Below are 14,028 nucleotides of genomic sequence, written 5' to 3'. Positions count from 1 at the left end.
TCATCGGGATGGCAGAAAACGTATTTAAGGCGAATCTGTTTACCAGTCCGCGTAAGGGATTAACGGCTGCGGTGGGAGATCCATATCCCCCTGCCAGCCCGCGGCAGAATAACGCACATACAGTAACGCATGGCTTGGGGTGTAATCCTTCGCCTGCTGAATATCTATCGCCGCGCCGACAAACCAGTTCGACGTCACGCGCCGCTCGATAAGCGCGTGGGCCGTGTAGCCGGTGCCGCTACTGCTGCTGCCTTCATCAACGATGCTGCCGCCTTCAAAATTGGCGGGCAGCAGGTTTTGCAGCGGATAACGCGCCTGGGCGTTGGTCTTCGAGTGTGACCATGATACCGAACCGCCAAGCTCCCAGGACCAGTTTTCCGTACGCTGACGCCAGTTCACCGGTACCGCAAACGACAGATACTGCTGCGGGCTGTAATACCCACCCTGGCCGAGCGTGTAGCCGCTGAGGTCTTTGTCGTAGTGCCAGATCATGTTGCTCAGGCCGACGGTGACCCGGCGATCGTTTTCGTTGATGACTTTGTAGTAATACCCCGCCATCCAGCGAGCGCGCCAGTTATCTTCCACGTTTTTACCGGTCAGCGTGTCGGCGCTTAAGGAAGCCCAGACGCCGTTGGCTTCGCCTTTGTCGTAGCTCAGGCTGACGCCGCCGCCATTGGCGCGCACGCCGCCCCAGGTAGTGCCGGTATTAGGATCTTTCTGCCCGCCAAACGCCAGCAGCGAGCTGGAGATCGGACGGCGGTGGCCTTCCAGCGTATAGCCGAGGGAGCCAATGCTGTCGCTGTAGCTCAGGCCGCCGACCACATCGACCACGTCGAAGCCCATCGGCGTGGTGCCGATATCCATGTTCCAGGTATCGTTGCGCCAGCCTACTGCAACGCTCGCGCCCCTGTCGCTCTGGCTCTTGTCGCCGCCAAAACAGGTCAGTTCAGAACAGGTACCCCACTTCGGCGAATAGCCGCCGCCGCTTTCGGTAGAGAAATTCCCGGCGTTCATGTTGACGTAATCGCTGCGGAAGAACATCCGGCCATCCGCCAGCGGCGCGTCCACCTGAAGCAGGGTGGTGTGCGCTTTGAGATCCGAATAGCCGCCGGTACCGCTGGAGCCCCAATAGTTGTGCTCCAGGGTCACGTTCACGTCCTGCTGACGATAGAGATCGGCGGCATCGCTGCGCACGCCGCGCTTAAGCCAGTCGTCTTTTGGGTCGTTGCGGGTCAGGCGGGTAAAGCTGTCGTTATCCTGAGGTCGGGTTGGCGTGATGCCAGCGGCAACCATTGCATCTTTATAGCCTTCCAGCGCCCGCTGAGGATCGCCGCTCCCGACCTGGAAACGCGCATTATCGCGCAGCACCAGCGCACTCTCCATGGAGGCGGGTTGCGCTTTGGCCTGCGGCACAATGCTGTTGAAGATTTGCTGTGCTTTCGCATTATCGCCAACGCTGGCATTCACCATTGCCATGCGGCGCTGCGTATTCAGCGACGGCGTCTCATTCGCGGCAGGGGTTTTAACCTGGGCCAGTTGTTCACGAGCCGCAGCCTGATTGCCATCGGCGGCATACACTTCTGCAAGGCCAAGACGAGCATCGTCGTTAGTGGCCTCTTTCGCCAGTACCGCGCTGTACTGAGTGACGGCGGTGCCCGTATCGCCGCGCTGCTGCGCCCAGTCCGCCAGCGTCAAATCAAACCGCGTGGACGGAGGCTGCTGTTTCAGCAGAGCAATCGCCCGCTCTTCATGACCGTTATCCCTCAGCAGATTGGCTTTTTGCAGGATCCGATCGGCCTGTAACCGGTTGTCCAGCTCCCGAATGTTATCGTTCCACTGGCTCTTCGGAAGCCGGTTGAGATGCGACAGCGCAGCCATATCCTGCCCGTTGCCGGAAAGATACAGGCTGTACGCATAGACCTGATCCGGATCGCCCGATTTCTGCCTCGCCAGATTCAGCATTAAATTATCCGCTTCGCTGCGCTGCCCGGCGCTGGCGAGATCTTTTGCCAGGCGATACGTTACCCACACATCGCCGGGGTTGAGGGCCAGCCGACGACGCTGAATTTCCGCCGCCTGCGCCCAGCGTCCCTGGCTTTCCAGCGCTTCAGCCTGCTGCGACAGGCGGTCATTAGTGAGGCTGCGCTCGATATCGTCAATGCTTTTACGCTCGCTGGCGGAAAGTCCGTTAATAAACGCCGTCGCCTTTTCCGGCGACTCGCCGCGATAAATATTCGCCAGGCCACGCACCGCGCTGCTGTTGGTACGGTCCAGGCGCAAAGCCTGCTGGTAGTAGCGCTCGGCCGAAGCGCTGTCTTTGCGCGCCATCGCCACATCGCCAAGCCCCAGCACCGCGTAGCTGTTGCTGCCGTCCACGCGCTGCGCCTGCTGATAAAAACGCTGTGCCTGATCGAGATGATTTGTTTTGAGCGCCGCATCGCCTTTGCGAATCAGCGGCCAGACGATTTGCCAGGCCTGCGGCTTGCTGGCATCCACTTTCGCCACTTCTGCGGCTTTCGCCTGCTGCTGCGCTTTGGCATGGAATACCGGATCGGCGAGCTGTTTTTGCTGATTCGCAAGCTGCCCGCGCGCTTCGTCGGCCAGGTCGCCGGTGGTGAAGAGCGTCAGAAAACGCTGGAGGGATTTCACGCTGGCGTCGCTGACCGGCTGGTTTTTGATTTGATCGTACCAGATGTCTGCCGCCGTGCCGCGCCCGGCGTTAGACTTCGCCATCTGCTCAAGCATCGCGTAGCCTTCGTCGTTGCGATTATATCTGAACAGCATTTTGGCAAGCGTCGTCTGTAGCTGGACGTTGCCCGGCGATCGGGCATTCAGGGCTTTGAGTTTATTGACCGCTTCGTTATGGCGGGCCGGCAAACCCGCCACCGCCGTCCAGTACTCAACGGCCAAATCGCCGTCCGGCGGCGTGCCGTTGAACAGCTTGTCATACAGCGCGATCCCCTCAGGGATATGCCCGGTTGTGACCTGCAAACGCGCCTGCTGCAGCGCCTGACGGCCATCGCCGCTGGATATCTGCATCTCGCTCAGCGAGGTTTTATAGGCATCAGAATCCGGCGCGAGGGTTTTGAGACGATCGAGCTGCTTTTTCGCGCCCGCGGTATCGCCCTGGCGCAGCTCATAGCGCATGCGGGCGGCAATCACCTGCGGGTCATCCGGCGCAATCAGCTCAAGACGGTAGAGCGACTGGCGCACCAAATCGTCACGTTTAGCCGCCTCGCCAAGACGTACCTGGTTCAGCAGCTGCTGTTGCGCCGACGAATCGGCGTGCGCCAGGGGCATCAGCGTCATGCCGAGCGAAAGGCTGAGTAAACTTAATGAGAACTTACGCATTCCTGGCCCCAGTCAGGTAGAAGTTCACCGCGGGCGGTGAAACGAAAACGATGTTGATCCCATCCTTGCCCGAACAGGGTCAGAACATAGCTGTAATAGGCGTCATTGCCGGGGAAACGATCGGCGACACGCTGGCGTTGTACCGCCTGGGCATCGCGATTTTGCAGAAACGGCAGCAGCGAGGCAGAGAAGCCCACCGGGCCGTTGCCCTCCACCTTCCCGGTGGCAATATCAATTTTTTCAGGCGGTAGCCCCGCCTTTTCTGTTTGGGTCGCCATCGGCCTGAACTTCGCCAGCAGCCGCGCCTTGTGCGGATCGGCATCATTAAGCATGCCGGTCCACAGATAAACGCGGATGGCGTCATAGCTGCCAACAAGCGTCTTGTCCTGCTTCAGCTGCCAGCCTTTTTTCTTGTCAAAGCGCACCCAGTTGGGCGAGTAGCCTTTCGGTGCGGTTTCCAGCAGCAGGCGTAAATTGGTGGCCTGCAGCGCATTCCACGGCGCGCCGAAGCGTACGAAGTAGCTGGCAAGCTGCGGCGGAAGATAGCTGGGATTGAAGCGCCAGCCCGCGTCATCCGCGAAGCCGACCTTGCCCGGCAGCAGCATTGAACCCAGCCCCGGCACCTTCACCACTTCTTCACTGGCAATACGCGACAGCAGCGCTTTGCCGGTCGCGGTGTAGTCCGGCATCTTCCACAGGCGGCCTGCTTCCAGCAGCGACCAGGCAATCCAGACGTCGGCGTCAGACGCGGAATTGCCGTCGAGCACCGTCCAGCTGTCGTTCCCTTTTTTGCCCCACAGCCAGCCGGGCAGACGCGCTTTTAAATCGCCCTCCGCCAGATTGTTCTGCGTCCAGTTGAACAGCGAGGCGAACGCCTCACGATCGTTGGCGGCCAGGGCAAAGAACAGCGCGTAGCTCTGCCCTTCCGAAGTGGTAATTTTGCGGGCGTCGCTCGGGTCAATCACCCGGCCGCCGTCGCTGATATAATCCTGTTTAAACTGCTGCCACGCGGGCCAGTCGCAGGCGGCTGAGGCCTGCAACGTAGCCAGCAGAAGTAGCGCGAGGGATCCCTGGCGTACGCCTTTCATCATCTTTTACTCATCATCCGGATCCAGGCGGCGGCGGCTCAGGATACGCAGCAGTCGCCACAGCACCCACGCCAGCAGCACAACGCTCAGCGCCGCAAGAATGGACAATAAAATCGGGTGGTTGGAGAGCGCAAACCACACGCGCTCATACCACGGCAGATGGCCAACGTAATAGACATCGCCCACGCGCAGACTGTTCACACCGGACTCACGAATCACCGAAACGGAGCCAAACATCGCCGCACGCTTGCCGCTGTCGTTCAGTGCATCGTTCAGCAGCTCAAAGCCGCGCGGGCTGTCGGCCATCAGGGCGATGACGCTGCGCTGATCGTGGTACGGCGACTGGAAGCCAACGATCGCGGCCATCGGGCCTTTCGAACTGACGGTAGCCTGCGCCATCGGCTGACGTTCGTCATCGTCGAGCCTTACCGAGGCCAGCTCGTTATGCCGCTGCGGCGTTTTCACCCAGCTCTGGGTAGCATTGACCAGCAGGTCGATATGGCGGTCGTCTTTCAGTTTTTCCGGGATCTTACCGATGAGCAGGATGTCTGCATCATGCTTTTGCATCTCGACAGGATCGTCGGTCAGCTTCAGGTTTGCGCCGGTCAGACCGACCTGGCCACCGATGGTTGCTACGGTGTCCAGCATCGTGCTGACCTGGCCCTGCGTCGGATCCTTCGGCATCACGATGAGCGTATCGGAGAGATCCGCCATGCGGCTGAACGGGAAGCCCGCGTTGGCAAACGAACGCAGATCCGGCATCGCCAGGAAGTGATAGTAGTCAGAAAAATCGATCGTGGAATCGTCACCAATTACTACGTTATTTTTCACCGGCTGGAAGGTTATACAGTTCTCAATGGTTCCGCCGGGCATCGGGTTCATGTACTGGAAGTCGAAGCGCAGCTGGTTGGCGGCCCCCAGGCGCAGCGCCGGAATCGATACTTCATTTTTGCCGTCCAGCAGCCCCTGCACAATCGGCAGACGCAGCAGCAGGCCCTTCGTTTCATCGCTGCTGCTCAGGTTATACGACTGCAGGAACTGGTTATTGAGGTTGATATCCATCCGCGAGCTGTCTTTGATAGCCGGCTGGGTGTAGCGATATTTCAGATCCATATCGATGCCGTTGCTGCGCATCAGATAGAGATCCGGTGGCAGATTTAACGACAGGGTGATCGACGCCGGTTCAAGCCCGCTGGACTGCAGCTGCTGATCGTAAGTTTTCAGTTCGCCGAAGGTGACCGGGCGGTCGGTGCGCACCCAGTTCGGCGCATCGTAGGGTTTACGCGCCAGCAGCGACTTCACTTCGTCGACGGTGACGGTGTCGCCACGGAACAGAATATTGCCCGCCGCAATACCTTCCGCCGCCTGGAGCAGGTCTTTGTCGTCACGCCCGAAAATCACCAGCAGCTTCAGATATGGCTTTTCAGGGTTGTTAATCATCTGGATGGTTGGAGCCTGCACCTGCGGATAATCACGCAGGAAGTCCGGGCGCTTATCGTTGGTGGCGAAGACGATGGCGTTTCTGTCCGGCAGCTGGTTATACAGCGCCGGGAATGTCTGCCCGCGCCAGCCTGCTCGTGCGCCAAACCAGGAGGCGATGACCGCCGCGGCTTTTTGCTGAGTGCTGTCAGGCGCGCCTGCAAAGACCATCGGGAGATTGAGCTGGCGATTGTCGCGGGCGTCGAAAAACGGGATCGGGAAGTGGGACAGGTCGTTTTTCACGTCCAGCTGCTGGAGGGTCAAATCCAGCGAGGTGTTACGCGCCACATCCAGCCACAGCGTGGTGCTGGCCGGGTTTTCACATACGTCGCGGTAGTGGCCGACAAACTCCAGCCGCACGGTGTTCAGGTCGGTAATGTAGAGCGGATCGACCGGCACCTGAGCCATCACTTTTTTGCCCAGCTGCTCTTTGGTGACAGGCAGGACGCCCATCAACTCTTCGTTGAGATAAACCTTCAGCTGCGACTGCACCGGCAGCAGCGATGGCGATGGCGTATAGACGAGGTTCAGCAGCGCTTTCGACACCACCTCATCGCTGCGGGTGCCAAACTGCACCGAACCGGTTGGATTTGAGCCTCTCAGCACCATGCTGCCCGGCGCGGGCGCAATCTGCGCAAAGCTGAGCTTCACGTCCCGCGACGGAGAGCTTTCAACCACCGCAGGTGCGGTAGCGGCGTCAGCATTGACCGCCGCAGGGTCGGTAATGGTGGGGTCGACCGTCGCGGGGGTCGCCACCGTAGTTTCAGAGAAGGTGGTCACGGGGACCAAAGCGCTCATGCCCACAGCCGCTGCGCACATCCAGGAAAGTTTTCTTTTCATCGTATAGTCATCATTGTTGAGCCAGTGCCGGTTCACGGAGTGTCGTTACCGCGCTGCGCTCCGGGCGACGCGGTATGAAAGAGACAATCCAGGCGACGAGAGAGAGAAGCGATCGGAAGATAAATTTCACCGAAGGCGGCGCGAACTCCGCAAGGTGGCGATAGCCACGGAACCCCAGTTTCAAAATGTCCAGCATGCTTTCCAGCGGTTTGTCTTCCGGATAGCTGTCCTGCCACAGCGCCCAGGTATCGGCGCGGGCGAACGTACACTGAACAAAATCAATATGCTGCTGCGTCGACATCGGCAGCAGCTTCAGGCCAACTTCGCTACCGAATACACGAGTGACCTGCATCGGGAAGGCGTACTCCTGCTGGCCGCGTTTGAGCAGCAGGCTGACGTTCTGTCCTTCCAGCACCTGCGCCTTACCGTTAATTTTCAGGCCGACGCCGCCGTCAGAAAAATCATGCAGCGTACAGGAGAAGAGATGTCCGTCTTCGCGGGCAATCGCCGCCGGCATTCTCATCTCGACGCGGTGGGAACGACGCACCTGTTTGCTTTCCACGGACACCGCCACCGCGCCGCCGAGGATAATCAGGTTATAGAACACCCACACGATACTGACCCAGACGGTCAAAATTTCATTCTCAGGGCCGGTAAAATAACGCCAGATGCCCATGGCTACGCCAACCAGGTTGAGGATAACCAGCAGGAGATAGGGCCGTGAAATCACCCAGTCGACATACTCCTCTTTCACCAGGCCGCCCTTCGCCGTCACGTTAAAAGTGCCGATTTTCGGGTTAATCAACGCCACAATGGTCGGCGGCGCGATGTACCAGGCCAGTACGGTTTCGTAGATTTCACTCCAGAACGAGTGGCGGTATTTGCCCTGAATCTTCGAGTTGGTGAGGCTCGCATGAATCATGTGCGGCAGGACGAAAAGAGCAATCATCAGCGCCGGTGCGTAAATGATGTAGGCATGCAGCAGCAGAAACGCCAGCGGCGCGGTCAGGAAGATAAGCCGCGGCACGCCGGAGAGGAAGTGGAGCATGGCGTTGGCATAGCAGAGGCGCTGTGGCCACTTCAGGCCTTTACCAAACAGCGGGTTATCCATACGGAAAATTTGCACCATCCCGCGCGCCCAGCGAATACGCTGCCCAATGTGTGCTGACAGGCTTTCTGTCGCCAGCCCCGCCGCCTGTGGAATACGCATGTAGGCAGAGGTATAGCCACGACGGTGTAAGCGCAGCGACGTGTGCGCATCTTCGGTAACAGTCTCCACGGCGATACCACCGACTTCATCCAGCGGCCCACGGCGGATCACCGCGCAGGAACCGCAGAAGAACGTCGCATCCCACATGTCATTGCCGTCCTGCACCAGACCGTAGAACAACGTGCCTTCGTTGGGCGTTTTACGGAAGCGCCCGAGGTTACGTTCAAACGGATCGGGAGAGAAAAAGTGATGCGGCGTCTGCATGACGCCCAGTTTTTTGTCCTTCAGGAACCAGCCGACGGTCATTTGCAGGAAGGAGCGCGTCGGCACGTGGTCACAGTCGAAGATGGAAACAAGCTCCCCTTTCGCCAGCTTCAGCGCGTTATTGATGTTGCCTGCTTTTGCATGCTCATGGGTCGTTCGCGCAACGTATTCCACTTCAACGTCTTTGGCAAACTGGCGAAACTCTTCGCGCCCACCGTCATCGAGGATCCAGATTTTGAGTTTGTCTTTCGGCCAGTCAATCCCGAGCGACGCGTACACGGTGTTTTTCACCACGTTCAGGTCTTCGTTATAGGTCGGGATGAAGATATCCACCGACGGCCAAAGCGCCATGTCTTTCGGCAGCGGCACCGGCATGCGGTTCAGCGGCCAGATAACCTGGAAATACCCGAGCACCAGCACTATCCAGGCGTAAGCCTCGGCGAACAGCAGAGTCAGGCCGCACACCAGGCTCACGGGGTCATTCCAGTTCAGCGTCGAGGTGTAGCGCCACCAGATGTAGCGGCAGGAGACTGTAAGCGACAGCACCACCAACATCAGCGCCGAGAAGCGCCCCGGCATCCGGCGTACCAGCAGCGCCACGCCCCACAGCAGCAGCAGGAAGATAAACTGCGACAGCGGGTTAAACGGCTGCGTCACGCAGACCAACGCCAGCAGCAGTGAACAGAACACCACAACCCCAAGAATGATTTTTCGCGTTTTTGGGTTGACGTGCGCCAGCTCTTTTTTATGGTCAAGGTGGGCAGTTTTCTTGCTCATCCTTTCAGGCAAATCTTCCATCCATTGATGGTAGCGCCCACGCGCGCTGGTCATGGTTTTCAGCCTTTTCCAGTCGACATTTTTCTTCTCGTCAACGGGCCGGGTCACCACCAGCCACAGGCTTTGCAACAGATAGCGCAGCGGGTCGAGAGGCCGCGGGCGATGGGCGTTAATGTGCGGATAAAATGCGGCATGGTTTGCACGAATGCGCTGCCAGCGCGGGAGTTCCAGGGGGAGGAAGATCCAGGCCAGTGCCACCCACAGGCAGCCCATCGTCGCCGCGAGCCACGAGGCTTTATGTTGACGGTAGTCAAGGTAACGCGCACGCAACCGCGCCCCGGCTTCAGGGGCCAGCAGCAGAGCGGTGAGGCGAATCATGTTGTCTGCTCCACGCCTGCATGCATGCCGGCATAGTGCATCAGGCACCAGTTAGCGAGTGTGACGACCTCTTCCGCCGCCAGAGCATCGCTGCGATATTCACCCAGCGGCTGCTTCGCAGCCAGGCATTCGGCAATGGCTTCATCCCGATGAACGACCACCGGCAACATGCGCGGCATGCTCTTAAGCCAGATGCGATAAAGATCGTCCTGAATATGGCTACCGATACGCAAATCGTTGATAAGAATGTGCCCGTGTTTAGGTAACGCCTGCTGATGCAGGCGAATATGGGCGTTGGCATCTGGATTAACGATCGTCAGTACGTGCTGGCAGGCTTCGACGAGCGGCTGCGTCCATGGCGTCACTTCATGAGGCAGGTCGATGAGTAACCACTGATGCGGGCGCTGTTTTTGCAGCGTCCGCACAATCTCTGCAGCCTGGTTCAGCGGGGACAAAAGAGGGATATTTACGCGTTCCGTAACAGATAGCTGACCAAAAGGGAGAAAATCGAGCTGAGAAGTGTACCCCATCCCCGTATCACGCCACTCTTTATTGTCTAAAAGCGCACGCGCCCAGCCGTCGCGATGGGCAATATCATCGTTGAAAAAAAAGCGCAGCATGTTGTCCGGGCAGGCATCCATCACGATGACGGACTCGCCAAGCATCTGTAGTGCCCAGCCAAGCGCGGCGGTCAGCGACGTCGTTCCCGTGCCGCCTCGCAGGCCCTGCAAACCCAAAATGGCCATTCTGGCTTCCTTATTTTTGTTCCGCAAACTCTGCCAGCAATGGCCAACGCTTGAATGCGGCGGTGAGGTGCTCGCGTTGGGAAATATCGGTGTAATCTATTTCAGGCAATGAAAATGCCCGACTTAAAGCCAAAAAATCATTTTGGAAGGTGTAACCAGGCGTAGTATCTGACGGTGTCCGGAGTTCATTTTCAGACATATCATTGACCCTTTATCGGACAGTACTTGGATAAACGTGGCGGACATTTCCCGGACTCAAGAAACCAAAACACGAGTTCACCTTTTAGATACACTATGTCCGACCAGGAAATTCGTTTACATGCTAAATCTGTTACTCTTTAATTTCAATGTTAGGTTTAATCTGACCCTTTTGCTAGTAAACTAATAGATAGCCATATTTGCACACGAGGGACACCGTGGACCCTGTATTTTCACTTGGAATCCAGTCCTTATGGGACGAAGTCAGTCATATGCCGCTGGGTGGCGTGTGGTGGATTAATGTTGAACGTCGCGAAGATGCCGTGAGCCTGATGAATCAGACGATTTCGGCACAGCCTTCTGCCGCCAAAATCGCCGCGATTACAATGGGAGAAAAGCCGCACAAGATAGTAAAACTAAATGCATCTCACGGTCCTGAAAAAATACGTCTTTTCAACATGCCAAAAAATGAAAGTGGTCTATACTCGCTACGCCGGGATCTACTTTGTTCATTAGATCCGACAGGATATTTATTTATCCTTCTGTGCTCCAATGATGTCTGGCAGAATATCGGGGCAGAGAAAATCAAGAAATGGCTAAATAATGCCCAGAGCTGGGCCAAATACTATCGTTGCTCGTTACTTCTTTTAAATCCCGGTAACAATACAGACTCACAACTTTCACTATTGATGGCGGAATATCAATCTCTCGCCGGTCTCGCCAGTCTGCGTTTTCAGGGCGACAGCCATCTTTTCGACATCGCTTTCTGGACCAATGAAAAAGGCGTCAGTGCTCGCCAGCAGCTTGAGGTGAGCTATAAGGGAAACACCTGGCAGCTGGCGGAACAGCAAGAGGCCGTCGTTCAGCCACGCAGCGATGAGAAAGATGTGCTCTCGACCAATAGCGCGCTCGAAGGCGCACCGCCGCTGTCCGAATACTGGTCCGTCTTTGACACCAACGATGCCGTCTTCAACGCCGCCCGCTCCGCTCAGGCCGCTACCGTCATTTTCACCGTGGAGCAGACCAGCCAGATAGAACAGCTGGCGCACGATATTCACACCCTGCGCCGCCAGCGCGGCAGCGCCATGAAAATTGTGGTGCGAGAAATTACCGCAAGCCTGCGCGCTACGGATGAACGCCTGCTGCTTGGCTGCGGCGCAAACCTGGTCATCCCCTGGAACGCCCCTCTCTCGCGCTGCCTGACGCTGATTGAAAGCGTGCAGAAGCAGCAGTTCCAGCGCCACGTACCGGACGAAATCAGCACGCTGCTGGCAATGACTCAGCCGCTGAAACTGCGTGGCTATCAAAAATGGGACACCTTCTGCCAGGCCGTGCACAACATCATGAACAATCCACTGTTGCCTGCCGATAATAAAGGGGTGATGGTGGCGCTGCGCCCCGTGCCGGGCCTGCGCGTCGAACAGGCGCTGACGCTATGCCGCCCCAACCGCGTCGGCGACATCATGACCATTGGCGACAACCGGCTGGTGATGTTCTTAACCTTCTGCCGCATTAACGATCTGGACACCGCCCTGAACCACATTTTCCCCTTGCCGACGGGCGATATTTTCTCCAATCGCGTGATCTGGTTCGAGGATAAACAGATCACCGCAGAAATTGTTCAGATGCAGGCGGTCACTGCCGATCGCTGGACTGCGCCGCTGCCGCTAACAACCAAAAAGAACACCGTAGTGAATGCCATCCACAATGGCCGCAGCTGGCGGCGCTATCCGGAACCACGACGCCTGGCTGATGCGCAAGGAGAAGAGCCCATATGATGTCAATTACTGATATTATTCAATTGGTTATATTATGCGCTCTGATCTTTTTCCCGCTGGGATATATGGCACGTCATTTCCTGCGTCGCATTGAAACCACCCTCCGGTTGATATTTTTCAGACCCCGTTACGTTAAACCGGCAGGCATTTTGCGCCGGGAAGTAAACGCCAAGGCAAAACAAAACGATGACTAACCCAACTCACACCGCCGTTTCCCCGTCGTCATTCTGGCAATACTGGCGCGGCCTTTCCGGCTGGAACTTCTACTTTCTGGCAAAGTTCGGCCTGCTGTGGGCGGGCTATCTCAATTTTCACGCCATGCAGAACCTGGTATTTATGGCGTTCCTGCTGCTGCCAATCCCCAACAGCAAGCTGCACAAGCTCCGCCACTGGATTGCCATTCCGATAGGCTTCGCCCTCTTCTGGCATGACACCTGGCTGCCCGGCCCGGAAAGTATCCTGAGCCAGGGTTCGGAGGTCGCGGGCTTCAGCATGGGGTATCTCGTTGATCTGGTGACTCGCTTTATCAACTGGCAGATGGTCGGGCTGTTCTTCGTACTGCTGGTCGCCTGGCTGTTTTTATCCCAGTGGGTGCGCGTCACGGTGTTTACCGTGCTGATCATGGTCTGGCTTAACTTCATCACGCTTGTCGGCCCGAGCTTTACGCTGTTCCCCGGGGGTCAACCAACCGGCACCGTAACGACCTCAGGCGCGACCGCGGCAGCCACCGTCGCAACGGCCAACGCCAAACCGGTGGTTGGCGATATCCCGGCGCAAACCGCCCCGCCAACGTCAGCTAACCTGAACGCCTGGCTTTCGAGCTTCTATGCGGCAGAGCAGAAGCGGCAGACCCCCTTCCCGGCCTCGCTGCCCGCCGATGCGCAACCCTTTGAGCTGCTGGTGATTAACATCTGCTCCCTCTCCTGGGATGACATCGAAGCCGCAGGCCTGATGCAGCACCCGCTGTGGTCGCACTTCGATATCGTATTCAAAAACTTTAACTCTGCGACCTCCTACAGCGGCCCGGCGGCGATTCGTCTGCTGCGCGCAAGCTGCGGTCAGGCGTCGCATACCGATCTCTACTCTCCGGCGAGCAAGCAGTGCTACCTGTTCGATAACCTCGCGGCGCTGGGCTTTAAAACGCAGCTGATGCTCGGCCACAACGGCGTGTTCGGCGACTTCCTGAAAGAGATGCGCAACTACGGCGATATGCAGGCTCCGCTGATGGATCAGAAAGGCTTGCAGCAGAGCCTTGTCGCCTTCGACGGCTCGCCGGTCTATGACGATCTCGCCGTATTGCAGCACTGGAATGAGGGAGAGCTGAAGGAACCAGGTGCCCGCACCGCGACCTTCTACAACACTCTGCCGCTGCATGACGGCAACCACTTCGCAGGACAAAGCAAAACCGCAGACTATAAAGTGCGTGCCCAGAAGATGTTCGATGAACTGAATACCTTCTTTAACGAGCTGGAAAAGTCGGGCCGCAAAGTGATGGTAGTGATAGTGCCGGAACACGGTGGCGCGCTGAAGGGCGATAAAATGCAGGTTTCCGGCCTGCGTGATATCCCAAGCCCGCACATCACCAACGTGCCAACGGCCATTAAATTCTTCGGCCTGAAGGCACCGCATCAGGGCGCGGCGATTGAAATCGATCAGCCAAGCAGCCTGCTGGCGGTGTCGGAACTGGTAGCCCGTGCCGTCGACGGCAAGATGTTTACCGCCGACAGCGTGAACTGGGATGAATACACCAGTAACCTGCCGCAAACCGCGCCGGTATCGGAGAACTCCAACGCCGTGGTGATTCAGTATCAGGGCAAACCGTACGTGCGCCTGAACGGCGGCGACTGGGTGCCTTATCCGCAGTAATCATGAAGCATAAAAAAACCGGAGCGCATGACATGGCTCCGGTTTTTTTTCTT

Annotated in this window: 9 protein-coding genes; 3 read left to right on the top strand and 6 right to left on the bottom strand. The window is 57.7% G+C overall.

Annotation, left to right across the window (positions count from 1 at the left end; genetic code table 11):
- Positions 1–39: 39 nt before the first annotated feature.
- The 6 genes from bcsC to bcsR are packed head-to-tail and all read right to left on the bottom strand — an operon-like array spanning position 40 to position 10,332.
- Positions 40–3,351 carry a cellulose synthase complex outer membrane protein BcsC gene (gene bcsC / locus AB1287_RS15750; RefSeq protein ID WP_435618380.1) on the bottom strand — a complete coding sequence of 1,104 codons (3,312 nt, stop codon included), beginning with the start codon at positions 3,349–3,351 and terminating at the stop codon, positions 40–42.
- Positions 3,333–4,439, bottom strand: coding sequence for a cellulose synthase complex periplasmic endoglucanase BcsZ (gene bcsZ, locus AB1287_RS15745; protein WP_435618471.1), 1,107 nt, complete (start codon positions 4,437–4,439; stop codon positions 3,333–3,335). Before bcsZ ends, bcsC begins: the two co-directional genes overlap by 19 nt.
- A 6-nt stretch (positions 4,440–4,445) precedes the next feature.
- A complete protein-coding gene (gene bcsB / locus AB1287_RS15740) occupies positions 4,446–6,758 on the bottom strand; it encodes a cellulose biosynthesis cyclic di-GMP-binding regulatory protein BcsB (protein WP_435618379.1) in 2,313 nt (770 codons plus the stop codon).
- Positions 6,759–6,768: 10 nt separating this feature from the next.
- Positions 6,769–9,387, bottom strand: a complete 2,619-nt coding sequence (gene bcsA, locus AB1287_RS15735) for a UDP-forming cellulose synthase catalytic subunit (RefSeq protein WP_435618378.1) — start codon at positions 9,385–9,387, stop codon at positions 6,769–6,771.
- The gene (gene bcsQ, locus AB1287_RS15730) at positions 9,384–10,133 is read right to left on the bottom strand and encodes a cellulose biosynthesis protein BcsQ (RefSeq protein WP_435618377.1); all 750 of its coding nucleotides are present in this window, start codon (positions 10,131–10,133) and stop codon (positions 9,384–9,386) included. The genes bcsA and bcsQ overlap by 4 nt, the downstream gene beginning before the upstream one ends.
- Positions 10,134–10,143: 10 nt before the next feature.
- The gene (gene bcsR, locus AB1287_RS15725; protein ID WP_435618376.1) at positions 10,144–10,332 is read right to left on the bottom strand and encodes a cellulose biosynthesis protein BcsR; all 189 of its coding nucleotides are present in this window, start codon (positions 10,330–10,332) and stop codon (positions 10,144–10,146) included.
- A gap of 217 nt (positions 10,333–10,549) precedes the next feature.
- Here bcsR and bcsE point away from each other — a divergent pair, with 217 nt between their 5' ends.
- The 3 genes from bcsE to bcsG are packed head-to-tail and all read left to right on the top strand — an operon-like array spanning position 10,550 to position 13,975.
- Positions 10,550–12,109, top strand: coding sequence for a cellulose biosynthesis protein BcsE (gene bcsE, locus AB1287_RS15720; RefSeq protein WP_435618375.1), 1,560 nt, complete (start codon positions 10,550–10,552; stop codon positions 12,107–12,109).
- Positions 12,106–12,303, top strand: coding sequence for a cellulose biosynthesis protein BcsF (bcsF, locus tag AB1287_RS15715; RefSeq protein ID WP_435618374.1), 198 nt, complete (start codon positions 12,106–12,108; stop codon positions 12,301–12,303). The genes bcsE and bcsF overlap by 4 nt, the downstream gene beginning before the upstream one ends.
- Positions 12,296–13,975: a cellulose biosynthesis protein BcsG gene (gene bcsG, locus AB1287_RS15710; protein ID WP_435618373.1), complete on the top strand. Its 1,680-nt coding sequence runs from the start codon at positions 12,296–12,298 to the stop codon at positions 13,973–13,975. The genes bcsF and bcsG overlap by 8 nt, the downstream gene beginning before the upstream one ends.
- The last annotated feature ends 53 nt before the right edge of the window (positions 13,976–14,028 follow it).

Source organism: Scandinavium sp. UTDF21-P1B (assembly GCF_040750395.1).
Lineage (GTDB): Bacteria > Pseudomonadota > Gammaproteobacteria > Enterobacterales > Enterobacteriaceae > Scandinavium.
The sequence above is the reverse complement of the archived record's forward strand: the minus strand, read 5'-3'. Positions and strand labels throughout refer to the sequence as shown.

Excerpts from the sequence above, each read along its gene's own strand:
- bcsB (WP_435618379.1), bottom strand. The coding sequence starts at position 6,758 with ATGAAAAGAAAACTTTCCTGGATGTGCGCAGCGGCTGTGGGCATGAGC.
- bcsZ (WP_435618471.1), bottom strand. The coding sequence starts at position 4,439 with ATGAAAGGCGTACGCCAGGGATCCCTCGCGCTACTTCTGCTGGCTACG.
- bcsR (WP_435618376.1), bottom strand. The coding sequence starts at position 10,332 with ATGTCTGAAAATGAACTCCGGACACCGTCAGATACTACGCCTGGTTAC.
- bcsF (WP_435618374.1), top strand. The coding sequence starts at position 12,106 with ATGATGTCAATTACTGATATTATTCAATTGGTTATATTATGCGCTCTG.
- bcsG (WP_435618373.1), top strand. The coding sequence starts at position 12,296 with ATGACTAACCCAACTCACACCGCCGTTTCCCCGTCGTCATTCTGGCAA.
- bcsQ (WP_435618377.1), bottom strand. The coding sequence starts at position 10,133 with ATGGCCATTTTGGGTTTGCAGGGCCTGCGAGGCGGCACGGGAACGACG.
- bcsC (WP_435618380.1), bottom strand. The coding sequence starts at position 3,351 with ATGCGTAAGTTCTCATTAAGTTTACTCAGCCTTTCGCTCGGCATGACG.
- bcsA (WP_435618378.1), bottom strand. The coding sequence starts at position 9,387 with ATGATTCGCCTCACCGCTCTGCTGCTGGCCCCTGAAGCCGGGGCGCGG.